This is a genomic window from Streptomyces sp. NPDC086549, assembly GCF_044746205.1.
GTDB lineage: Bacteria > Actinomycetota > Actinomycetes > Streptomycetales > Streptomycetaceae > Streptomyces.
Window position 1 is genome coordinate 244,792 of the sequence record NZ_JBIVBS010000007.1, and the last position, 19,501, is coordinate 264,292.

A 19,501-nucleotide genomic window follows, 5' to 3' on the forward strand; every position below is an offset into this window, starting at 1 on the left:
CACCGAACGTGACGTCAGCGACGCGACATGTAGATGTCGAGAGCCTTGTGGAGCAGCTTGTTCAGCGGGAAGTCCCATTCGCCGAGGTACTCGGCGGCCTGCCCGCCGGTGCCCACCTTGAACTGGATCAGGCCGAAGAGGTGATCGGTCTCGTCCAGCGAGTCGGAGATGCCGCGCAGGTCGTAGACCGTGGCGCCGAGTGCGTAGGCGTCGCGCAGCATCCGCCACTGCATCGCGTTCGAGGGCCGGACCTCACGGCCGATGTTGTCGGAGGCGCCGTAGGAGTACCAGACGTGCCCGCCGACGATCAGCATCGTCGCCGCCGAAAGGTTCACTCCGTTGTGCCGGGCGAAGTACAGCCGCATGCGGTTGGGGTCCTCGGTGTTGAGGGCCGTCCACATGCGCTGGAAGTACGACAGCGGGCGGGGCCGGAAGTGGTCGCGCACGGCCGTGATCTCGTACAGCCGCTGCCACTCGGCGAGGTCCTGGTAGCCGCCCTGGACGACCTCGACGCCGGCCTTCTCGGCCTTCTTGATGTTGCGGCGCCACAGCTGGTTGAAGTTCTTGTGGACCTCTTCCAGGGAACGGTTCGCGAGCGGCACCTGGTAGACGTAACGGGGCTGCACGTCGCCGAAGCCGGCGCCGCCGTCCTCGCCCTGCTGCCAGCCCATACGGCGAAGCTTGTCGGCGACTTCGAAGGCGCGCGGCTCGATGAAGTCGGCCTCGATGTCACGCAGGCGCTTCACGTCCGGGTCCTGGATGCCCTGCTTGATGGAGTTGGCCTCCCAGCGCCGGATGATCACCGGCGGGCCCATCTTCACCGAGAAGGCGCCCTGCTGCTTGAGGTGCGCCAGCATCGGCTGGATCCAGTCGTCCAGATTCGGCGCGAACCAGTTGATGACCGGGCCCTCGGGAAGGTAGGCGAGGTACCGCTTGATCTTGGGCAGCTGGCGGTAGAGGACCAGGCCGGCGCCGACCATCTCGCCGGTGCGGCCGTCGAACCAGCCGAGGTTCTCGGAGCGCCACTCCGCCTTGACGTCGGCCCAGGCCGGGACCTGCATGTGGCTCGCCGCTGGCAGGCTCTGGATGTATGCCAGATGCTGCTCGCGGCTGATGGTCCTCAGGGTCAGGCTCATGTCGGGGCGCTCCTCGGGCTGGTGTGTCCCCATGGGTACAGGGGCTCCGGCTCTCGCGCCGAAGCCTACTGCGCCTTGCGGGCGCCCCGACTGGGCGTACGGGTCCATCGCCCCGGCCTGTCGTGCACCGAGGTGGCCAGCGGTGTTCTACGGATGTTCGAGGGACGGTGTCCGGACGGTCATCCGCCGATCCCGCCGAACAGGCCGCCGTGCGCCATTCCGAGGTAGAAACCGACCGCCGAGGCACCGAGACCCAGGATCAGGCCGAGGCGCTCACGGGTGGTCTCCGAGATCCACTGCCCGTAGGCGCCGGTGAAGATCCCCACCAGGCCCGCCCAGGAGCTGATCAGGTGGAGGTTGTGGAACATCGCCGTGATGAAGGACGTCACCCCCAGAACCAGGGTCACCACGGTCAGCGCGTCCTGGAGGGGATGGGACCTGCCGTCCGTCGCGAGGAACGATCCGGCGGTGTTGGGTCGCAATGCCTGCTGTGCCATGGGGCACCTCCTGCGGAAGGCGGCGCATCGTAGCGCCATACACACCCGACGTGTACAGATTGACGGTCCCTACGGCCGGATTTCAACCGGAAGCAGGTGTGCGGGTACTCTGTACCGTCTGCACCGGTGTCTGCCCAGGCCATGGCAGGGACTCCCGACGGGAGCCCCGATTGTCAGTGGCGGCTGATTTACTGACAGACACTGTTGCGTACGCATCACAACCCTCCTGCCACGGAACGACCGTGGCCGCTGAGTCCAAAGGAGGTGGGTTCCACATGCGTCACTACGAGGTGATGGTCATCCTCGACCCCGATCTGGAGGAGCGCGCTGTCGCCCCCCTGATCGAGAACTTCCTCTCCGTCGTCCGTGAGGGCAACGGCAAGGTGGAGAAGGTCGACACCTGGGGCCGTCGTCGTCTCGCGTACGAGATCAAGAAGAAGCCCGAGGGCATCTACTCGGTCATCGACCTGCAGGCCGAGCCTGCGGTCGTCAAGGAGCTCGACCGCCAGATGAACCTGAACGAGTCGGTCCTCCGGACCAAGGTCCTCCGCCCCGAGACCCACTGAGCTCTCCAGCTCAGCTGATCCCGGGATTCGAGTAGCAGCAACCAAGCAGCCAGAGCAGCAAACCCGCCGAGAGGTTCCCCCATGGCAGGCGAGACCGTCATCACGGTCGTCGGCAATCTTGTCGACGACCCCGAGCTGCGCTTCACCCCGTCCGGTGCGGCGGTCGCGAAGTTCCGTGTCGCGTCCACTCCCCGCACCTTCGACCGTCAGACGAACGAGTGGAAGGACGGCGAAAGCCTCTTCCTCACCTGCTCTGTCTGGCGTCAGGCGGCGGAGAACGTCGCCGAGTCGCTCCAGCGAGGCATGCGCGTCATCGTGCAGGGCCGGCTGAAGCAGCGGTCCTACGAGGACCGCGAGGGCGTCAAGCGCACGGTCTACGAGCTGGACGTCGAGGAAGTCGGCGCCAGCCTGCGCAATGCCACGGCCAAGGTCACCAAGACCGCCGGTGGCGCTCGCGGTGGCCAGGGTGGTTACGGCGGCGGTGGCGGTGGCGGCCAGGGTGGCGGCGGCTGGGGCGGAGGCCCCGGTGGCGGCCAGCAGGGCGGCGCTCCTGCCGACGACCCGTGGGCGACCGGCGCTCCCGCCGGTGGCAACCAGGGCGGTGGCGGCGGCTGGGGTGGAAACTCCGGCGGCGGCGGTGGCGGCTACTCGGACGAGCCCCCCTTCTAGGTCTTCGGACCGAGGGTGGGTCGTACCCAAACTTCTTGATCACACAGGAGAATCACCATGGCGAAGCCGCCTGTGCGCAAGCCGAAGAAGAAGGTCTGCGCTTTCTGCAAGGACAAGGTCACGTACGTGGACTACAAGGACACGAACATGCTGCGGAAGTTCATTTCCGACCGCGGCAAGATCCGTGCCCGCCGCGTGACCGGCAACTGCACGCAGCACCAGCGTGACGTCGCCACGGCCGTCAAGAACAGCCGTGAGATGGCGCTGCTGCCCTACACGTCCACCGCGCGCTAAGGGAAGGGTGACCGACTAATGAAGATCATCCTCACCCACGAGGTCTCCGGCCTCGGTGCCGCCGGCGAAGTCGTCGACGTCAAGGACGGTTACGCTCGCAACTACCTCATCCCGCGGAAGTTCGCTATCCGCTGGACCAAGGGTGGCGAGAAGGACGTCGAGCAGATCCGTCGTGCTCGCAAGATCCACGAGATCCAGACCATCGAGCAGGCCAACGCTGTGAAGGCCCAGCTCGAGGGCGTCAAGGTCCGCTTGGCCGTTCGCTCCGGCGACTCCGGCCGTCTCTTCGGTTCCGTCACCCCGGCCGACATCGCTTTCGCGATCAAGGCTTCCGGTGGCCCCGAGGTCGACAAGCGTCGCATCGAGCTCGGTTCGCCGATCAAGACCCTGGGCGCCCACGAGACGTCCGTGCGTCTGCACCCCGAGGTTGCCGCCAAGGTCAACATCGAGGTCGTCGCGGCCTGATCGCCGCGTGATCACTGTGCTCGCTTGAGCCGGTGAAAGGGGCCGCATCCCTGAGGGGTGCGGCCCCTTTTCCATGCCCGCGGTCGGTTGCGGCACGTGCCCGGGGGCAGTTGCGGCACGCTCATGTTTCACGTGAAACGGTCAGCGCGTCGCACCCGTCACGATCCAGTGACCCGATCGGGCACGCAGCCAGAGGGTCAGCATCCTGACCGTCATCATGAGGGTCATGGCCGCCCAGAGCGCGGTGAGACCTCCGCCCAGCGTGGGGATGAGCAGCGCGACCGGGGCGAACACCGCCAAGGTCAGCACCATGGCCCAGGCCAGGTAGGGCCCGTCCCCGGCGCCCATCAGGACACCGTCCAGGACGAAGACGATCCCGCAGACGGGCTGTGAGAGGGCCACCATCAGCAGTGCGGGCAGTGCCGTGCTCTTGACCACGGAGTCGCTGGTGAACAGCGGGAGGAACAGCGGCCGGGCGGCCACCACGAGCAGGCCCAGTACGACACCGGTGGCGATGCCCCACTGGACCATGCGGCGGCAGGCCTCGCGGGCGCCCTGGGCGTCGTCCGCGCCCAGGTAGCGCCCGATGATGGCCTGACCCGCGATCGCGATGGCGTCCAGGGCGAAGGCCAGCAGGCTCCACAGGGACAGGATGATCTGGTGGGCGGCGATGTCGGCATCTCCGAGGCGGGCCGCGACGGCCGTGGCGATCATGAGGATCGCCCGGAGCGACATCGTGCGGACGAGCAGGGGGATCCCGGCCTGTGCGGAGGCCCTGATGCCGGCGGCGTCGGGCCGCAGTGACGTCCCGTGCGCACGGGCGCCCCGGACGACGACGGCGAGATAGACCAGCGCCATGCCGAACTGGGTGATGACGGTGCCCCAGGCGGAGCCGGCGATGCCGAGACCTGCGCCGTAGACGAGCCCGGCGTTGAGGGCGGCGTTGACGACGAAGCCCGCGACGGCGACGTACAGCGGGGTCCTGGTGTTCTGAAGCCCGCGCAGCACCCCGGTCGCGGCCAGCACGACCAGCATCGCCGGGATACCCAGTGCGGAGATGCGCAGATAGGTCGTCGCGTAGGGAGCGGCGGTGTGCGAGGCGCCGAAGAGAGACACGAGACCGTGGGCCAGGGGCAGCACGGCGGCGATGACTGCGGCTCCGAGCAGCAGCGCCAGCCAGATGCCGTCCATGCCCTGGCGTATGGCTGCCTGGAGGTCGCCCGCGCCGACGCGGCGGGCGACGGCGGCCGTGGTGGCGTAAGCGAGGAAGACGAACACGCTCACGGCGGTCGTGAGGAGGGCCGACGCCACGCCGAGACCGGCGAGCTGAGCCGTGCCGAGGTGGCCGACGATCGCGCTGTCGGCCATGACGAACAGCGGCTCGGCGACGAGTGCGCCGAAGGCCGGGACGGCCAGCCCGACGATCTCACGGTCGTGACGTCGCCGGGTGGTCCTGGGGATCGTGGGAGCCAATGGCATGAGCGCTAATCTAATCGTCCACAGGTAAGAGGTGCAAATGCCGACTGGTCCTTACTGTGTGTCTGACGTCGCGTGGCCTGGCGCGCCGTTCGAAGAGATCTTGATCCGACTGGGGAAGTTTTTCTTCTGCACAGACGGTGGACGGCAAAACTCCAGGTCAGGGCATTTTCCGCAAGGGAATCGAGGCCTTGTTCACAAGGCTGTCCACCGGGTCGTGCACAGGTTTTGCCGAGTTCTCCACAGCATCGGGGCCGCCGTCCACATGGCCTGTGGATAACCAGATTGGCTGACGGTGCCGACGGGCCTAACGTAGTCCGGCGCCCGCTCCGTCCACCGTGCTCGGAAAACGTCACAAATCCGACGCGTCAGCAACGGAGTTGGGCCTCTCAATTGTCAGTGCCGTGCCGTAGAAAAGAGAGGCACGGCGAGGTCCGCTGGGCGGACGGGAGGAGGTGGCTCGGTGAGTATTTCCGAGCCCTTGGACGACCCGTGGGCCGACAGCGGTCCCAGTGATCGTCTGCCCGTCTCCCGTCGGCGCGGCGACGGCGGCCGGAGCCGTGACGAGCAGCACGACCGGGGCCGGGAGAACGGGGAATGGGACGGCGGCGGCTCGGCCTTCGAGCGGGTGCCGCCACAGGATCTCGACGCCGAGCAGTCCGTTCTCGGCGGCATGCTGCTGTCCAAGGACGCCATCGCGGACGTCGTCGAGGTCCTCAAGGGCCATGACTTCTACAAGCCCGCCCACGAGACGATCTACCAGGCCATCCTCGACGTCTACGCGAAGGGCGATCCGGCCGACCCCATCACGATCGCCGCCGAGCTCACCAAGCGCGGCGAGATCAACAAGGTCGGCGGCGCTTCGTATCTGCATACCCTCGTCCAGACGGTGCCGACCGCGGCCAACGCGGAGTACTACGCCGAGATCGTCCACGAGCGGGCCGTACTGCGCCGCCTGGTCGAGGCCGGCACGCGCATCACACAAATGGGATACGCGGCCGACGACGACGTCGACGAGATCGTCAACCGGGCCCAGGCCGAGATCTACGCCGTCACCGAGCAGCGCACCAGCGAGGACTACCTTCCGCTCGGCGACATCATGGAAGGCGCCCTCGACGAGATCGAGGCGATCGGCTCACGCAGCGGTGAGATGACGGGCGTACCCACAGGGTTTACGGACTTCGACTCACTGACCAATGGTCTGCACCCCGGCCAGATGATCGTCATCGCGGCGCGTCCCGCCATGGGTAAGTCGACGCTCGCGCTGGACTTCGCGCGAGCCGCCTCGATCAAGCACAACCTGCCGAGCGTCATCTTCTCGCTCGAAATGGGCCGCAACGAGATCGCCATGCGCCTGCTGTCCGCCGAGGCACGCGTCGCCCTGCACCACATGCGCTCGGGCACGATGACCGACGAGGACTGGACGCGACTGGCCCGCCGTATGCCCGACGTCTCGGCCGCCCCGCTCTTCATCGACGACTCCCCGAACCTGTCGATGATGGAGATCCGCGCCAAGTGCCGCCGCCTCAAACAGCGCAACGACATCAGGCTGGTGGTCATCGACTATCTCCAGCTGATGCAGTCCGGCGGCTCCAAGCGTGCCGAGAGCCGTCAGCAGGAGGTCTCGGACATGTCCCGTAACCTCAAGCTGCTCGCCAAGGAGCTGGAGGTCCCGGTCATCGCGCTCTCCCAGCTGAACCGTGGCCCCGAGCAGCGCACCGACAAGAAGCCGATGGTCTCCGACCTGCGTGAGTCCGGCTCCATCGAGCAGGACGCCGACATGGTCATCCTGCTGCACCGCGAGGACGCGTACGAGAAGGAGTCCCCGCGTGCGGGCGAGGCCGACCTGATCGTCGCCAAGCACCGTAACGGTCCGACCGCGACGATCACGGTGGCCTTCCAGGGCCACTACTCGCGGTTCGTGGACATGGCGCAGACCTGAGAAATGAACTCGACGCATATCGCCGCAACGGGTGGACTGGGCTCATGACGACATCGCAGGAAGAGCTGCTTCCCGGTACGCGACGAGCGCTGCTGCACCGGATCGCCCTGGCGCAGGCCGAGGGACGGGCGCCGTCGCTGGTGGCGGCGGTGGTGAGGGACGGCAGGGCCGTGTGGCACGGGGCGCGGACGTCGGTGGACGGGCACGCCCCGGACGAGAACGTGCAGTACCGGATCGGCTCGATCACCAAGACCTTCACCGCCGTCCTTGTGCTCCGGCTGCGCGACGAGGGACTGCTCGACCTGGGTGACCCCCTGGAGAAACACCTGCCGGGAACCGGCGCGGGGGAGGCCACCGTCGCCGAACTGCTCGCGCACACCGGTGGGTTGGCGGCCGAGTCGCCCGGGCCGTGGTGGGAACGCACACCCGGGTCGCTGCGCCCCGAACTCGCCGACGTCCTCGGCGAGCAGCCCTTCCTGCACCCCGCCGGCCGCCGCCACCACTACTCGAACCCAGGCTTCACGCTGCTGGGTGCGCTGGTGGAGGAGCTGCGAGGGGCTCCCTGGGAGGCTGTCCTGCGGCGCGAGATCCTCGAGCCGCTGGGTCTGAGCCGCACGAGTGCTCAGCCGCAGGCGCCGCACGCGGGTGGCTGGGCCGTGCATCCCTGGGCCGATGTGATGCTGCCGGAGCCCGCCGAGGACCTTGGAAGGATGGCTCCCGCCGGTCAGCTCTGGTCCACCTCCGGTGACCTGGCCCGGTTCGCCGCCTTCCTGGCCAAGGGGGACGACCGGGTGCTGAGCGCGGAGTCCGTACAGGACATGCGGACGCCCGCTGCGCCGGCCGAGGCCGCGGATGTGGTGGACGGCGCCTCGTACGGACTCGGTATGCAGATCCAGAACCGGGACGGCCGCCTGTTGGTGGGGCACTCGGGTTCACTCCCGGGCTTCCTGGCGAACCTCGTCATCAGCGTGGTGGACGATGTCGCGGCCGTGGTGCTGGCCAACTGCACCTCAGGCCCGCTGTTGTCCGCGGTCGGCGCCGATCTCGTACGCATCGTCGCCGAGGCCGAGCCACGCATCCCGGAGCCATGGCGGCCACTGCGGGCAGCAGATTCCTCCGTGGTGGAGCTGGCGGGCCAGTGGTACTGGGGCACGCAAGCCTTCGCCCTGCGGGTGACTGCCGACGGACTCATCTCGCTGGGGCCGCTGTCCGGCAACGGCCGCCGGTCGCGTTTCCGGGCCAACGGTGACGGCAGCTGGACCGGCCTGGAGGGCTACTACGCCGGAGAGCTCCTGCGGCCCGTACGGCGCCCGGACGGGGCGCTGAGCCACCTGGACCTCGGGTCGTTCGTGTTCACGCGCCAGCCGTACGAGCAGGGGGCTCCGGTGCCCGGCGGGGTGGACCCCGAGGGGTGGCGCGGCATCGGCTAGACGGGTCCCGCACGGGAAGCGGCCTGTTTCACGTGAAACAGGCCGCTTGATGGGACCTGGATGGGACTCAGAGCTGGAGCTTGAAGCCCACATGAGAGGCCGTGAAGCCGAGCCGCTCGTAGAAGCGGCGGGCGTCGGTGCGCGAGGTGTCGGACGTCAGCTGCACCAACTGGCAGTTCTGGCGACGGGATTCCTCGATCGCCCACTCGATGAGCTGCGCGCCCAGGCCGCCGCCGCGCTCGTCCGCGTGGATGCGTACGCCCTCGATGATCGACCGGGTGGCACCGCGCCGTGACAGTCCGGGAATGATCGTGAGCTGGAGGGTGCCGACGATACGGCCCTCGCGTACTGCCACGACCACGTGCTGGTTCGGGTCGGCGGTGAGCCGTTCCAGCGCGGCCAGGTATGGAGTCAGGTCGTCCGGTGACTCGCGCTGAGCGCCCAGCGGATCGTCGGCGAGCATGCCGACGACGGCGGGGATGTCGGCGGCGACAACGGCGCGCACTTCAAGATCTCCCATGGCCTCACCCTACGCAGGTGCGTGCAGCGACTCCACGGCCCTTACCAGCGGTGCGAGTTCGGGGTTCCTGGCCGCTTCGTCGAGAGCCTCGCGCAGGGCGGCGTCATTGGTGGGGCGGGCATCGTCGAGCAGCTTGAGTCCCGCTTCGGTGACGTTCGTGTAGATGCCGCGGCGGTCGGTGGGGCACAGATAGCGCTCGAGCAGGCCGCGGTCCTCGAGACGGGTGACCAGCCGGGTGGTGGCGCTCTGGCTGAGGACGACCGCGTCGGCGACCTGCTTCATCTGCAGATGCCCCCCTTCGCCGTCGTGCTGGCGGCTGAGCACGTCGAGCAGGGAGTACTCGCGCACGCTCAGGTCGTGCTTCGCCTGCAGGGCCCGTTCTATGTGCGCCTCGATCCTCCCGTGCAGCAGGGAGAGGGCGCACCAGCCCTGGGAGAGGGCGGTGAGCGCGGGGTCCGTCGCTGTCATTGGCGTTTCCTCCGTTCCGGAGCGGCTGAAACCAGGATAGAGCAGGTTCGCAATATCCAGCTGTTGCATGTAGCCAGCGTCTGCAACTATTGTGGACGCACGCAAAGCGCTCCTGCAATCATCTGGGAAGGTGCACCCCCACATGCCTCTCGCGCTTCTGGCCCTCGCGATCGGGGCCTTCGGAATCGGAACCACAGAGTTCGTGATCATGGGCTTGCTGCCCGAGGTCGCGAGTGACTTCGGGGTCTCCATCCCCACCGCGGGCCTGCTCGTCACGGGCTACGCGCTAGGCGTGGTGATCGGCGCTCCGCTGATGACCGCGCTCGGCACCAAGGTCTCGCGCAAGCGGATGCTGATGCTGCTGATGGGCCTGTTCATCGCCGGAAACCTGCTGTCCGCCGTCGCCCCCGCCTTCGCGGTCATGCTGATCGGGCGTGTGATCGCATCTCTCGCCCATGGCGCCTTCTTCGGCATCGGCTCGGTCGTCGCGGCCGAACTGGTCGCCCCGGACAAGAAGGCCGGAGCCATCGCGATGATGTTCACCGGTCTGACCGTGGCCAACGTCGTCGGCGTCCCGCTGGGCACGCTCATCGGGCAGAACGTCGGCTGGCGCGTGACCTTCGGCATCGTCGCCGCCCTCGGGGTCGTCGGCCTGGCGGGTATCGCCAAGCTCGTCCCCGAGCTGCCCAGGCCGGAAGGTGTACACCTGCGCCACGAACTGGCCGCCTTCAAGAACGCCCAGGTCCTGCTCGCCATGGCGATGACCGTCCTCGGCTTCGGCGGCGTCTTCGCGGCCATCACCTACATCGTGCCGATGATGACTCACGTCGCCGGCTTCGCCGACGGCTCCGTGACCTGGCTGCTCGTGCTCTTCGGCCTCGGCATGGTCGGTGGGAACCTCGTCGGCGGCAAGTTCGCCGACCGCGCCCTGATGCCCATGCTGTACGTCTCCCTGGGTGCCCTGGCCGTCGTGCTCGCGCTCTTCACGCTCACCGCACACAACAAGATCGCTGCGGCCGTGACCATCGCTCTCATCGGAGCCCTCGGCTTCGCGACCGTCCCGCCGCTGCAGAAGCGCGTCCTCGACCAGGCGCACGGCGCACCCACCCTGGCCTCCGCCGTGAACATCGGCGCCTTCAACCTCGGCAACGCCCTCTCCGCCTGGCTCGGCGGCATCGTGATCACGGCCGGCCTCGGTTACACCGCCCCCAACTGGGTCGGCGCCGCTCTCGCCGCAGCCGCCCTCGTCCTTGCCGTCCTCTCGGCTGCCCTGGAGCGCCGCGACGGCGTCCCCAGCGCCGTGGTGGCGGGTGCCGCGCCCGCCGCGCGGCGGACGCCCGTGCGTCACTGAGCCCCGCCCCACCGAGTTCGACCTCCGCAGAACCTCAAGGCGAAACACCCATGAGCACCACCGCCGTCGCCCCGCTCACCACCCGCGACGCCGAGATTCTCGTCACGGAGGCCCGCCGTGCGGCCGAGGTTGCCGGAGTCATGGTCAGCGTCACCGTCCTGGACGCGGGCGGTCATCTGCTCGCCTTCCGGCGGGACGACCAGGCCGTGCTGATCTCAGGGGAGACCAGCACCCGCAAGGCCTACACGGCGCTCCAGCTGAACACTCCGACGGCAGACCTCGTCGACGCCGTCCAGCCGGGCGGACTCTTCCACACCCTGCCCACCGCGCTCGACCGGCCGCTGCTGTTCATCGCGGGCGGTGTCCCGGTCCATCGCGACGGTCGCCTGATCGGCGCGATCGGCGTCGGCGGCGGTGCACCGGAGCAGGACCACGGCTTCGCCCTCGCGGCCCTGGAGGCACTGGCCTGATCCCGTGCGTCCCCGGCCGGCAACGCCGGCTCCCGCCATGCGGTGGGAGCCGGCGTTCGTCCTACGGGTGAGCGTTCCTCAGCCCGCCGCAACCGTCACCGGTGCGAACCGCCTGGTCCAGTCCCCGGGCAACTCCGTGATGCCGTACGTCATGACGGCATTGGACGACACGGACTTCAGCCCGTGTTCCTGAGCCCAGGCCAGAAGCTCCTCGTGTCGTACGTCGATGTCGATGCGCAGTGGACGCTCGGTCCGGGGAGCGAACGAGGCCAGGAGAGCCTTCGCGGTCTCCGTGTCGCGGGCGATCAGCGGGCCGACGACATGGGTGTCCATGTTGGGCCAGGCGGCCGCGTAGCCGACGATCCGGCCGTTCTCCTCGGCGACGCGCAGCTGATCGGCGAAGGCGGGCAGCCGCGTGATGATGTGGGTGCGATCGGTGCCGAACACCTCCTCGTCGAGCCGGAGGATCGAGGTGAGGTCCTCGGCCGTGGCCGCACGCGTTTCCGTCCGGGGCTCCGCCCCTTCCGGGCTGAAGTGGCCACGGAGCATCTCGGCGCGCCCGGTGACCTTGAAGCCGAGCTCCTCGTACAGCGGCCGGCCGTACGGCGTCGCATGCAGGGTCAGCGGGGTGGTCCCCATCATCGAGACGACGTGCCGCATCAGTCGGCGTCCGACGCCCTGGCGGGCGTGCCGTTCGGCGACCAGGACCATACCGATGGCCCCCAGAGCCGGACGGTCCCGAGGGCCGTATTCCGTCACGACGCACGCGGCGACGAGGCCGCCGTCGGGGTCGTCGATGCCGTAGCCCTTCCCGGACGTGAGGAGGAAGCCCCACTTGTGCTCCTCGCGTGGCCACCCCCGATCCTCTGACAGGTCGGCGCAGGCGATGAGGTCGCGAGGCGTCAACCGGCGGATGGGCAGAGTGGCGAGAAAAGGAGTTGGCACGCAGGTCAGGCTGTCCGACCAGTACCCGTGGCGTCCACCTGTTTCGGGGTGGACGCACGTGCTTTTGGCCATGTCATAGCTATCCGACAGCGTGCGGACAGGGGCGGGGTGTTTCACGTGAAACATCCGGCCGCCGGTTAGCCTCAAGGCCCATGGCGAGACTTCACCTCTTCGATCTTGACGGCACTTTGCTGCACGGCACCTCCGCTCCCCTGGAGATTTCGCGCCAGCTGGGACTGGAAGCAGAGACAGTGGCGCTTGAGCGGGCGATCTCGGAGGGGCGGATAGGCCCACCGGAGTATGCGGCCCAGGTGCACGCTCTGTGGGCCGATCTGACCGAGGCGCATGTCGGTGCGGCCTTTGAAGGTGCTCCCTGGCTGGCGCGCATTCGTGACGTGTGGGCGGAGATCAGAAACTCGGGTGAGTACTGCGCCGTGGTGTCGCTCTCGCCGTCATTCTTCGTGGAACGGCTCCTGGACTGGGGGGCGCACGTGGCATTTGGATCTCGTTTCCCCGACCTGCCGTTCACCGAGCCCGTGGACCCGGCCGGAGTTCTCAACTCCGCGGCCAAGGTGCGGATCGCGGACCGGCTGTGCCGGGAGTTCGGACTGACACGAGTCGACTGCATCGCCTATGGCGACTCGATGTCGGACAGCGACCTGTTCGCTGCGGTCCCGGTATCCGTCGCGGTCAATGCGGACGGGTATCTGGCCGGTCTCGCGACGCACTCCTACACGGGACGGGATCTGTGGGATGCCTACGAATTGGCTTGTGGCGCCCGGTAATTGAAGGAATGGATGGGGCACCCCCTGCGTGACTCGTGGGGGAGCACAGGGGGACTTGTGTGTACGGCGACGGCCGGTATGGTCGACTCCGGTTCACGTCCGGGATGAGGCGCAGACTGTCCCGTGCGTGTCGAGATCAGGGGCAATGCAGCCTAACGGGACGGAGAGATCGAAGACCCGTATTTCCGGGTATGCGGCCGAGGTATCCGCTCGGGTGGGATGCTGCGGGTTGAATGCGGCCGCATTGGCCCTTTGGCCGGAACCGGAAAGGTGAACCGTCCGCGGGGGAAAGCAGGCACTTTCCGGACCAGGAAGTGCGCAGACCGACCGAGAGATGTTCGAGGCGAGGCACACCATGGACGCTCCGACCACCGCGTCGGCGGACAACGGCACGGCCGGCGGGGGCGGCTGGTTCATGCCGCGCAAGATGCCACCGGATGCACCGCCGACCGATGGCCGGGAGGCGCCCGAAGCCCGTCCGCCGACTGCGGTACGGCCGGTGGGGCGACCCGCGGCGGAGGGGGCTCCAGGCCCCTGGACGGACCCTTCCGGCCCTGCCGCCGGGAGCGACCGCCCCGCCCCCATGAGCGGGGCCCCGGCCGCTCAGGAGCGAATACCGCCGTCCGGACCGTCGGTCCCCGCGCCCGCGGCCGCGCACACGGCTTCCGCCGCACTGCCGTTCGAGCAGCGCGTGCCCGTCCAGCGTCCGGCTCCCGTGACCGAGGAAGCCTCCCCGGACGCCATCCTCGTCCGCCGCACCATGGCCGAGGTCGCTCCCGTGGCCGACAAGGTCACCTCGTACTTCTACGCACTCCTCTTCGTCCGCCACCCCGACCTGCGGTCCCTGTTCCCGGCCGCGATGGACACCCAGCGGGACCGGCTGCTCAGAGCACTGCTCACCGCGGCCGAACACATCGACAACACGCCCGTCCTCGTCGACTACCTGCAGAACCTGGGGCGCGGTCACCGCAAGTACGGCACGCGGGCCGAGCACTACCCGGCCGTCGGTGAGTGCCTCATCGGCGCGCTGAGCAGGTACGCCTCCGCCGTCTGGGACGCGGAGACGGAGGCGGCCTGGGTGCGGACGTACACGACGATCTCGCAGGTGATGATCGACGCGGCGGCCGCGGACGCACTGCGGGCCCCCGCCTGGTGGTACGCGGAAGTCGTCAGCCACGACCTCAGGACGCCGGACGTAGCCGTCATCACCGTCCGCCCCGACCAGCCCTACCCCTTCCTCGCCGGGCAGTACACGAGCGTGGAGACACCCTGGTGGCCGCGGATCTGGCGGCACTACTCCTTCGCCTCCACGCCCCGCCCGGACGGGCTGCTGACGTTCCATGTGAAGGCAGTCCCCGCCGGCTGGGTCTCGAACGCGCTGGTGCACCGTGCCCGCCCCGGGGACATCATCCGGCTCGGCCCGCCGACCGGTTCGATGACCGTCGACCACACCACCGACAGCGGTCTGCTCTGTCTGGGCGGCGGCACCGGCATCGCCCCCATCAAGGCGCTGGTCGAGGACGTCGCCGAGCATGGCGAGCGCCGCCCGGTCGAGGTGTTCTACGGCGCCCGCACCGACCACGACCTCTACGACATCCACACGATGCTCCAGCTCCAGCAGTCCCACCCGTGGCTCGCGGTCCGTGCGATCGTCGACCAGCAGGCGCACCTCCAACTCCCGGACGCCGTACGCGAGTATGGCCCCTGGAACGAGTACGACGCCTATCTCTCGGGCCCGCCCGGAATGATCCGCAGCGGTGTCGACGCGCTGCGGGACGCCGGCATCCCGTCCGAGCGCATATGGCACGACTCGGTCGAGGAACTCGTCGTGATCGGGAACTGACCCGTCAGCCGAGGTCGGGGGCGTGCATGGCGCGTACGCCCTCGATATTGCCGTCGAGGTAGTGGCGCAGCGACAGCGGTACGAGATGGACGGAGGCGATGCCGACCCGGGTGAACGGCACGCGGACGATTTCGTACTCGCCGGCCGGCTCCTCCATTTCGGGGCCATGGCGCAGGGCCGGGTCCATGGACTCCAGCCGGCAGACGAAGAAGTGCTGCACCTTCACTCCGGTCGCGCCGCCGTCCTCACCGATGTGCTCGACGGTGTCCACGAAGCAGGGCACCACGTCGGTGATCTTGGCGCCGAGTTCCTCGTGCACCTCGCGGTGCAGGGCGTCGACGACGGTCGTGTCCTCCGGTTCGACTCCGCCACCGGGAGTGACCCAGTAGGGATCGACGCCGGGCTTGGTGCGCTTGATCAGGACCAGGTCGTCTCCGTCCAGGAGGACGGCACGGGCGGTGCGCTTGACCACGGGTCGGACGGTCATGGATGAAATGTGGCCCGGCTGGTTCCACGTGAAACATCGCAAAGCGCCATCGGCCGACCGCATGGCGTGATCCGGACGAGGGGGCGCTCAGCACCAGCCCGCGGCCGCGCGCAGGAGCCATTCATGCGCCCGTGCCACATGGGGCATGGCGAGCGTGCCGGTGCGCACCACCAGGAAGTACGTCCGCAGGGGCGGCACCGCGGGGTCGTGCAGCGCGACGACCTCTCCGAGGCCCAGGGCGGGGGCGCACAGATAGCGGGGAAGCACCGCGAGTCCGGCGCCCGCGATCGCGCACGAGAGGACGGCACGCAGGTCGGGGACGATGACGGTGCCCGAGGCGGCCGGCCGCGAGTCGAACACGGAGGCCCAGTAGCGCGAGACGAACGGCAGCGACTCATGGACCTCGACGACGGGCAGGTTCTCCAGGGCGGGCGCGCCCTTGCGGCGCAGCATCCCGGAGCCGATCTCCTCGGCCCAGCGCGGGGCGGCGACCAGCACGTGCTCCTCGTCGCACAGTGCGGTCGCCGTGAGCAGGGCGCCGCGTGGACGGGCTGTGCTGATGGCCAGATCATGATGTCCGGCGGCCAGCCCCTCCAGGGTCTCCTCCGCGTTGCCGAAGGAGGCGCGCAGGGCGAAAACCTGGCCGTCGTCGCCGGTGAGCTCGGTGAGGACGGGCAGTGCGCGTTCGGCGGTGAACTCGGGTGGACCCGCGAGATGCAGGGTGCGTAACGAGGACTCGTCGTCGAGTCCGGTCTCGGTTATCTCCACCAGGGCGTCCAGGTGCGGCGCGGCCTTGTGGGCGAGCTCGTCGCCGATGGTCGTGGGAGTCACTCCCCGTGCCTGCCGCAGGAACAGCGGGCGGCCCAGCTGTCTTTCCAGGGTGCGGATCTGCGAGGTGACGGCCGGCTGCGAGAGGCCGAGCAGTGCGGCGGCGCGGGTGAAGGAGCCGGCCCGGTGCACGGTCACGAAGGTGCGCAGCAAGGCCAGATCCATGGCACGCCCTCCCCTTTCCCTGCCCTTCTCCGGCCCCAGGCAGGGACCAACTATAAATAAGTCGATAGGTCTCTGTCGCTACAGTGATTGGACACTGACACAGAGTCAACTAGCCTTGGTCGCGCGGTTCTTCGCGCGCGGAACCGGGGCGGTCCGAGCCACGAGGGGGGAGGCTCGGACCGTCCGTTGTACGTAGCCGGACCCCGATCCGGTGTCCGCAATCCGGTCAGTCCGCCGACTCGTCGAGCGCCCGGAGCACATCGGTCACCAGATCCTCGGCGTCCTCGGCACCGACGGACAGCCGAATGAAGCCCTCCGGCACTGCGTCGCCGCCCCAGCGGCGGCGCCGCTCGGCCGTGGAACGCACTCCGCCGAAACTGGTCGCGTCGTCCACGAGGCACAGCGCGTCGAGGAAACGCTCGGCACGCGCGCGCGTGGGCAGCGTGAAGGAGACCACGCATCCGTAGCGGTGCATCTGCTGCGAGGCGGTCTTGTGCGCCGGGTCGTCGGGCAGACCGGGGTACCGCAGCCCGCACACCTCGGGCCGCTCGCGCAGGGCCTGGGCGACCGCGAGGGCGGTGGCGTTCTGCCGGTCCACGCGCAGCTGGAGCGTGGCGATGGAGCGGTGTGCCAGCCACGCCTCCATGGGCCCGGAGATCGCCCCGACGATCTTGCGCCAGCGGCGTACGGCGGCCATGGTCCCCGCATCGCGGCCGACGACGTACCCCAGGAGGATGTCCCCGTGCCCGGTGAGCTGCTTGGTGCCGCTGGCCACGGAGAAGTCGGCGCCCAGTTCCAGCGGCCGCTGACCGAGCGGCGTCGCGAGGGTGTTGTCGACGGCGACCAGGGCTCCACGCGCGTGTGCCGCCTCGACCAGCCGCCGGATGTCGCACACGTCGAGCCCGGGGTTGGACGGGGACTCGATCCACAGCAGCCGCGCGCCGTCGAGGACCTCCAGCTGTGCGTCGCCGCCGGTCGGCGCGGTGCGGACCTCGATGCCGTACGCCTCCAGCTGGGCACGCACCATGGGCAGCACCTGGTAGCCGTCGCTCGGCAGCACCACCGCGTCCCCGGCGCGCAGCTGGGAGAACAGCACCGATGAGATGGCGGCCATGCCGGAGGCGAACACGAGCGTCTCGACGCCGTCCTGCCCGGGCGCCTCCAGCTCACCGATGGCCCGTTCCAGCAGGGTCCAGGTCGGGTTGTCGTCACGGCCGTAGGCGTACGGACCCGTCACCTCGCCCGGCAGATGGAAATGAGCGGCGAACACCGGACCGGGCAGGGTCGGTTCGTTCCTGACCGGCTCGGGCAGGCCGGCGCGCACCGCGCGCGTGCCCTCGCCCCTACGACCGTCGTTCTCGGCGGAATCACTCATGCCGCCTGTCCCTCCACGTGCTCGCGGACCGCGGCGAGCAGACCCGTGCTCGCCGCTTCCACCATCTCAAGACACTCCTCGAAGCCGTCCAGACCGCCGTAGTACGGGTCCGGTACGTCGAGGTCGTCGTCGGCGGCGGGGTCGTACGAACGAAGCAGCCGCACCTTCCGGGCGTCCTCCTCCGTGGGCGCCAGGCGGCGCAGGGCCTTGAGGTGGCCGGAGTCCAGGGCGATCACGAGGTCGAGGTGCGAGAACCACAACGCCTGGAACTGCCGGGCCGTGTGGTCGCCGTCGTAGCCGTGTTCCGCCAGGACGGACACGGTGCGCGGGTCGGCGTCGTCGCCCTCGTGCCAGTCGCCCGTACCGGCGCTGTCGACCTCGACCAGATCCTCCAGGTCCGCCTCCGCGACGCGGGCGCGGAAGACGGACTCGGCCATCGGGGAGCGGCAGATGTTGCCGGTGCAGACGAAGCAGACGCGGTACCTCATCGGGTCAGTCCTTGCCGTCGGGCAGGACGACGTTCAGCGCCCAGGAGACGATCGAGATGATCAGACCGCCGACGACGGCGGCCCAGAAGCCGTCCACGTGGAAGCTCAGGTCGAACTTGTCGCACAGCCACGAGGTCAGCAACAGCATCAGGGCGTTGACCACCAGGGTGATCAGGCCGAGGGTCAGGATGAACAGCGGGAAGGTCAGGACCTTCACGATCGGCTTGACCAGCGTGTTCACGAGGCCGAAGAGCAGGGCGACCAGTATCAGCGTGCCGACCTTCTTGCCCGTGCTGTCACCGGTCAGAGTGATCTTGTCGAGCAGCCACACGGCGACCGCCAGGGCGCCGGCGTTGGCGATCGTCTTGACTACGAAATTCTTCATGTGTCTGATCGTGGCAGACGTGACCGGATCTGAGCAGTGAGGCAAAGGCGGACAAGGGCGATGAAGGCATTCCGGCTGGACGAACTGGAGGCGGAGCGCGCCGCCAACGAGGGGGCTTACCTTCAGTTTCTGCGTGAGCGGAACATGTCGGTCGGTCTCTACGCCCTCAACGCGGGCGAGCACGATCCGCAGAAGCCCCACAGCCAGGACGAGGTGTACTTCGTCGTGAGCGGCCGCGCCTCGATCACCGTCGGCACGGAGACCACCCAGGTCGCGCGTGGCAGCGTGGTGTACGTGCCCGCCGGGGTCGCCCACAAGTTCCACCACATCAGCGAGGACCTGAGGGTCCTGGTGGTCTTCTCTCCGCCTGAGGCCTGATCCCGCGTCTCAGGGTTCCCTAGGGGAATGGTCAGGGGAGGACAAGGGACGCGAGACCTCCGCCGGGCCCCTGGGGGCCCTAGCATCGACTGCAGGACACAGAGAACGCACGAGACTGCAAAGGACAAGGGCAATGGGAGAGATCTTCGCGGGGCTGCCGTGGTGGGTGAAGTGGGTCGCGGTGCCGGTCATCGCCCTGGTCGTGTTCGGCGGCCTGATAGCCAGCGTGGTCGGGTTCGTGATCGGCCTGCTCTTCAAGGCGCTGGTCTTCGTGGCCCTGGTCGGCGGACTGATCTACATCGTGCGGAGGTTCATCTCGGGCTCCTCGTCGCGCAGCGACTGGTGAGCACCGCGGGAAACCGGTGACGGTAACAGGAATCACCGGTTCCCTCGCGCGAGGGAAGTTTTCCGGGCAGGTCGCCTGAGAGCGGTGACAGACGGTTAAAGTCCGGAATTCGACGCGGGGTCCAGCCCCGCGGGCGGCGCACACCCCACCCGTGTTCCTTCGCACGGGCTGCCCCCTCGCGCTTCGGGAGTT

The 19,501-nt window shown here is 68.7% G+C and carries 23 protein-coding genes; 12 read left to right on the top strand and 11 right to left on the bottom strand.

Features of this window, described 5'->3' with window-relative positions:
- Window positions 1-14 precede the first annotated feature (14 nt).
- Window positions 15-1,136, bottom strand: coding sequence for a peptidoglycan bridge formation glycyltransferase FemX (gene femX, locus ACIPSA_RS23650; protein ID WP_402637956.1), 1,122 nt, complete (start codon window positions 1,134-1,136; stop codon window positions 15-17).
- A gap of 179 nt (window positions 1,137-1,315) precedes the next feature.
- Entirely contained in the window at window positions 1,316-1,633 is a 318-nt protein-coding gene (locus ACIPSA_RS23655) for a hypothetical protein (RefSeq protein ID WP_402637957.1), read from the bottom strand.
- Between the two features lie 275 nt (window positions 1,634-1,908).
- Here ACIPSA_RS23655 and rpsF point away from each other — a divergent pair, with 275 nt between their 5' ends.
- The 4 genes from rpsF to rplI all read left to right on the top strand — a co-directional run bounded on the left by rpsF (window position 1,909) and on the right by rplI (window position 3,627).
- Window positions 1,909-2,199: a 30S ribosomal protein S6 gene (gene rpsF, locus ACIPSA_RS23660; protein WP_003956532.1), complete on the top strand. Its 291-nt coding sequence runs from the start codon at window positions 1,909-1,911 to the stop codon at window positions 2,197-2,199.
- Window positions 2,200-2,280: 81 nt separating this feature from the next.
- Window positions 2,281-2,868 (top strand): single-stranded DNA-binding protein, encoded by a 588-nt coding sequence (locus ACIPSA_RS23665; protein ID WP_402637958.1) that lies wholly within the window; start codon window positions 2,281-2,283, stop codon window positions 2,866-2,868.
- Window positions 2,869-2,925: 57 nt separating this feature from the next.
- The gene (gene rpsR / locus ACIPSA_RS23670) at window positions 2,926-3,162 is read left to right on the top strand and encodes a 30S ribosomal protein S18 (RefSeq protein ID WP_003949403.1); all 237 of its coding nucleotides are present in this window, start codon (window positions 2,926-2,928) and stop codon (window positions 3,160-3,162) included.
- Between the two features lie 18 nt (window positions 3,163-3,180).
- On the top strand, window positions 3,181-3,627 hold the full coding sequence (gene rplI / locus ACIPSA_RS23675) for a 50S ribosomal protein L9 (RefSeq protein WP_402637959.1): 447 nt from the start codon (window positions 3,181-3,183) through the stop codon (window positions 3,625-3,627).
- Window positions 3,628-3,768: 141 nt separating this feature from the next.
- On the opposite strand, the gene ACIPSA_RS23680 is transcribed toward rplI, so the two are convergent.
- Window positions 3,769-5,106, bottom strand: coding sequence for an MATE family efflux transporter (locus ACIPSA_RS23680; protein ID WP_402637960.1), 1,338 nt, complete (start codon window positions 5,104-5,106; stop codon window positions 3,769-3,771).
- Window positions 5,107-5,566: 460 nt separating this feature from the next.
- On the opposite strand from ACIPSA_RS23680, the gene dnaB reads away from it, so the two are divergent.
- A complete protein-coding gene (gene dnaB, locus ACIPSA_RS23685; RefSeq protein WP_402637961.1) occupies window positions 5,567-7,045 on the top strand; it encodes a replicative DNA helicase in 1,479 nt (492 codons plus the stop codon).
- A gap of 44 nt (window positions 7,046-7,089) precedes the next feature.
- Complete coding sequence (locus ACIPSA_RS23690) at window positions 7,090-8,475, top strand: serine hydrolase domain-containing protein (RefSeq protein WP_402637962.1); 1,386 nt, start codon at window positions 7,090-7,092, stop codon at window positions 8,473-8,475.
- A 67-nt stretch (window positions 8,476-8,542) separates the two neighbouring features.
- Here ACIPSA_RS23690 and ACIPSA_RS23695 read toward each other — a convergent pair whose 3' ends face one another.
- Together ACIPSA_RS23695 and ACIPSA_RS23700 are read right to left on the bottom strand one after the other, a co-directional pair.
- A complete protein-coding gene (locus ACIPSA_RS23695) occupies window positions 8,543-8,995 on the bottom strand; it encodes a GNAT family N-acetyltransferase (protein ID WP_402637963.1) in 453 nt (150 codons plus the stop codon).
- Between the two features lie 9 nt (window positions 8,996-9,004).
- The gene (locus ACIPSA_RS23700) at window positions 9,005-9,463 is read right to left on the bottom strand and encodes a MarR family winged helix-turn-helix transcriptional regulator (RefSeq protein ID WP_402637964.1); all 459 of its coding nucleotides are present in this window, start codon (window positions 9,461-9,463) and stop codon (window positions 9,005-9,007) included.
- 142 nt (window positions 9,464-9,605) lie between these two features.
- Between ACIPSA_RS23700 and ACIPSA_RS23705 the strand changes: the two genes are divergently transcribed.
- Together ACIPSA_RS23705 and ACIPSA_RS23710 are read left to right on the top strand one after the other, a co-directional pair.
- On the top strand, window positions 9,606-10,814 hold the full coding sequence (locus ACIPSA_RS23705; RefSeq protein ID WP_402637965.1) for an MFS transporter: 1,209 nt from the start codon (window positions 9,606-9,608) through the stop codon (window positions 10,812-10,814).
- Between the two features lie 50 nt (window positions 10,815-10,864).
- Window positions 10,865-11,284: a heme-binding protein gene (locus ACIPSA_RS23710; RefSeq protein ID WP_402637966.1), complete on the top strand. Its 420-nt coding sequence runs from the start codon at window positions 10,865-10,867 to the stop codon at window positions 11,282-11,284.
- A 78-nt stretch (window positions 11,285-11,362) separates the two neighbouring features.
- Here ACIPSA_RS23710 and ACIPSA_RS23715 read toward each other — a convergent pair whose 3' ends face one another.
- Window positions 11,363-12,229 (bottom strand): GNAT family N-acetyltransferase, encoded by an 867-nt coding sequence (locus tag ACIPSA_RS23715; protein WP_402637967.1) that lies wholly within the window; start codon window positions 12,227-12,229, stop codon window positions 11,363-11,365.
- Window positions 12,230-12,381: 152 nt separating this feature from the next.
- Between ACIPSA_RS23715 and ACIPSA_RS23720 the strand changes: the two genes are divergently transcribed.
- Both ACIPSA_RS23720 and ACIPSA_RS23725 read left to right on the top strand, forming a co-directional pair.
- Window positions 12,382-13,014: an HAD family hydrolase gene (locus ACIPSA_RS23720; RefSeq protein ID WP_402637968.1), complete on the top strand. Its 633-nt coding sequence runs from the start codon at window positions 12,382-12,384 to the stop codon at window positions 13,012-13,014.
- A 334-nt stretch (window positions 13,015-13,348) separates the two neighbouring features.
- Complete coding sequence (locus ACIPSA_RS23725) at window positions 13,349-14,857, top strand: globin domain-containing protein (RefSeq protein WP_402637969.1); 1,509 nt, start codon at window positions 13,349-13,351, stop codon at window positions 14,855-14,857.
- 4 nt (window positions 14,858-14,861) lie between these two features.
- Here the strand turns inward: ACIPSA_RS23725 and ACIPSA_RS23730 are convergent, their stop codons facing one another.
- The 5 genes from ACIPSA_RS23730 to ACIPSA_RS23750 all read right to left on the bottom strand — a co-directional run bounded on the left by ACIPSA_RS23730 (window position 14,862) and on the right by ACIPSA_RS23750 (window position 18,585).
- Window positions 14,862-15,344, bottom strand: a complete 483-nt coding sequence (locus ACIPSA_RS23730) for an NUDIX domain-containing protein (RefSeq protein WP_402637970.1) — start codon at window positions 15,342-15,344, stop codon at window positions 14,862-14,864.
- 87 nt (window positions 15,345-15,431) lie between these two features.
- Window positions 15,432-16,337 carry a LysR family transcriptional regulator gene (locus ACIPSA_RS23735; RefSeq protein WP_402637971.1) on the bottom strand — a complete coding sequence of 302 codons (906 nt, stop codon included), beginning with the start codon at window positions 16,335-16,337 and terminating at the stop codon, window positions 15,432-15,434.
- A gap of 226 nt (window positions 16,338-16,563) precedes the next feature.
- The gene (locus ACIPSA_RS23740) at window positions 16,564-17,712 is read right to left on the bottom strand and encodes a cystathionine gamma-lyase (protein WP_402637972.1); all 1,149 of its coding nucleotides are present in this window, start codon (window positions 17,710-17,712) and stop codon (window positions 16,564-16,566) included.
- Window positions 17,709-18,200 (bottom strand): low molecular weight protein-tyrosine-phosphatase, encoded by a 492-nt coding sequence (locus tag ACIPSA_RS23745; RefSeq protein ID WP_402637973.1) that lies wholly within the window; start codon window positions 18,198-18,200, stop codon window positions 17,709-17,711. The genes ACIPSA_RS23740 and ACIPSA_RS23745 overlap by 4 nt, the downstream gene beginning before the upstream one ends.
- 4 nt (window positions 18,201-18,204) lie before the next feature.
- Entirely contained in the window at window positions 18,205-18,585 is a 381-nt protein-coding gene (locus ACIPSA_RS23750) for a phage holin family protein (RefSeq protein WP_402637974.1), read from the bottom strand.
- Window positions 18,586-18,645: 60 nt separating this feature from the next.
- Here ACIPSA_RS23750 and ACIPSA_RS23755 point away from each other — a divergent pair, with 60 nt between their 5' ends.
- Window positions 18,646-18,963, top strand: coding sequence for a cupin domain-containing protein (locus tag ACIPSA_RS23755; RefSeq protein ID WP_402637975.1), 318 nt, complete (start codon window positions 18,646-18,648; stop codon window positions 18,961-18,963).
- A 133-nt stretch (window positions 18,964-19,096) separates the two neighbouring features.
- Window positions 19,097-19,309: a DUF5326 family protein gene (locus tag ACIPSA_RS23760; RefSeq protein ID WP_402637976.1), complete on the top strand. Its 213-nt coding sequence runs from the start codon at window positions 19,097-19,099 to the stop codon at window positions 19,307-19,309.
- Window positions 19,310-19,501 lie beyond the last annotated feature (192 nt).

Bases quoted from the DNA above. Each gene is read 5' to 3' on its own strand.
- femX (WP_402637956.1), bottom strand. From the start codon at position 1,136: ATGAGCCTGACCCTGAGGACCATCAGCCGCGAGCAGCATCTGGCATAC.
- ACIPSA_RS23655 (WP_402637957.1), bottom strand. From the start codon at position 1,633: ATGGCACAGCAGGCATTGCGACCCAACACCGCCGGATCGTTCCTCGCG.
- rpsF (WP_003956532.1), top strand. From the start codon at position 1,909: ATGCGTCACTACGAGGTGATGGTCATCCTCGACCCCGATCTGGAGGAG.
- ACIPSA_RS23665 (WP_402637958.1), top strand. From the start codon at position 2,281: ATGGCAGGCGAGACCGTCATCACGGTCGTCGGCAATCTTGTCGACGAC.
- rpsR (WP_003949403.1), top strand. From the start codon at position 2,926: ATGGCGAAGCCGCCTGTGCGCAAGCCGAAGAAGAAGGTCTGCGCTTTC.
- rplI (WP_402637959.1), top strand. From the start codon at position 3,181: ATGAAGATCATCCTCACCCACGAGGTCTCCGGCCTCGGTGCCGCCGGC.
- ACIPSA_RS23680 (WP_402637960.1), bottom strand. From the start codon at position 5,106: ATGCCATTGGCTCCCACGATCCCCAGGACCACCCGGCGACGTCACGAC.
- ACIPSA_RS23690 (WP_402637962.1), top strand. From the start codon at position 7,090: ATGACGACATCGCAGGAAGAGCTGCTTCCCGGTACGCGACGAGCGCTG.
- ACIPSA_RS23695 (WP_402637963.1), bottom strand. From the start codon at position 8,995: ATGGGAGATCTTGAAGTGCGCGCCGTTGTCGCCGCCGACATCCCCGCC.
- ACIPSA_RS23700 (WP_402637964.1), bottom strand. From the start codon at position 9,463: ATGACAGCGACGGACCCCGCGCTCACCGCCCTCTCCCAGGGCTGGTGC.
- ACIPSA_RS23705 (WP_402637965.1), top strand. From the start codon at position 9,606: ATGCCTCTCGCGCTTCTGGCCCTCGCGATCGGGGCCTTCGGAATCGGA.
- ACIPSA_RS23710 (WP_402637966.1), top strand. From the start codon at position 10,865: ATGAGCACCACCGCCGTCGCCCCGCTCACCACCCGCGACGCCGAGATT.
- ACIPSA_RS23720 (WP_402637968.1), top strand. From the start codon at position 12,382: ATGGCGAGACTTCACCTCTTCGATCTTGACGGCACTTTGCTGCACGGC.
- ACIPSA_RS23725 (WP_402637969.1), top strand. From the start codon at position 13,349: ATGTTCGAGGCGAGGCACACCATGGACGCTCCGACCACCGCGTCGGCG.
- ACIPSA_RS23730 (WP_402637970.1), bottom strand. From the start codon at position 15,344: ATGACCGTCCGACCCGTGGTCAAGCGCACCGCCCGTGCCGTCCTCCTG.
- ACIPSA_RS23735 (WP_402637971.1), bottom strand. From the start codon at position 16,337: ATGGATCTGGCCTTGCTGCGCACCTTCGTGACCGTGCACCGGGCCGGC.
- ACIPSA_RS23740 (WP_402637972.1), bottom strand. From the start codon at position 17,712: ATGAGTGATTCCGCCGAGAACGACGGTCGTAGGGGCGAGGGCACGCGC.
- ACIPSA_RS23745 (WP_402637973.1), bottom strand. From the start codon at position 18,200: ATGAGGTACCGCGTCTGCTTCGTCTGCACCGGCAACATCTGCCGCTCC.
- ACIPSA_RS23750 (WP_402637974.1), bottom strand. From the start codon at position 18,585: ATGAAGAATTTCGTAGTCAAGACGATCGCCAACGCCGGCGCCCTGGCG.
- ACIPSA_RS23755 (WP_402637975.1), top strand. From the start codon at position 18,646: ATGAAGGCATTCCGGCTGGACGAACTGGAGGCGGAGCGCGCCGCCAAC.
- ACIPSA_RS23760 (WP_402637976.1), top strand. From the start codon at position 19,097: ATGGGAGAGATCTTCGCGGGGCTGCCGTGGTGGGTGAAGTGGGTCGCG.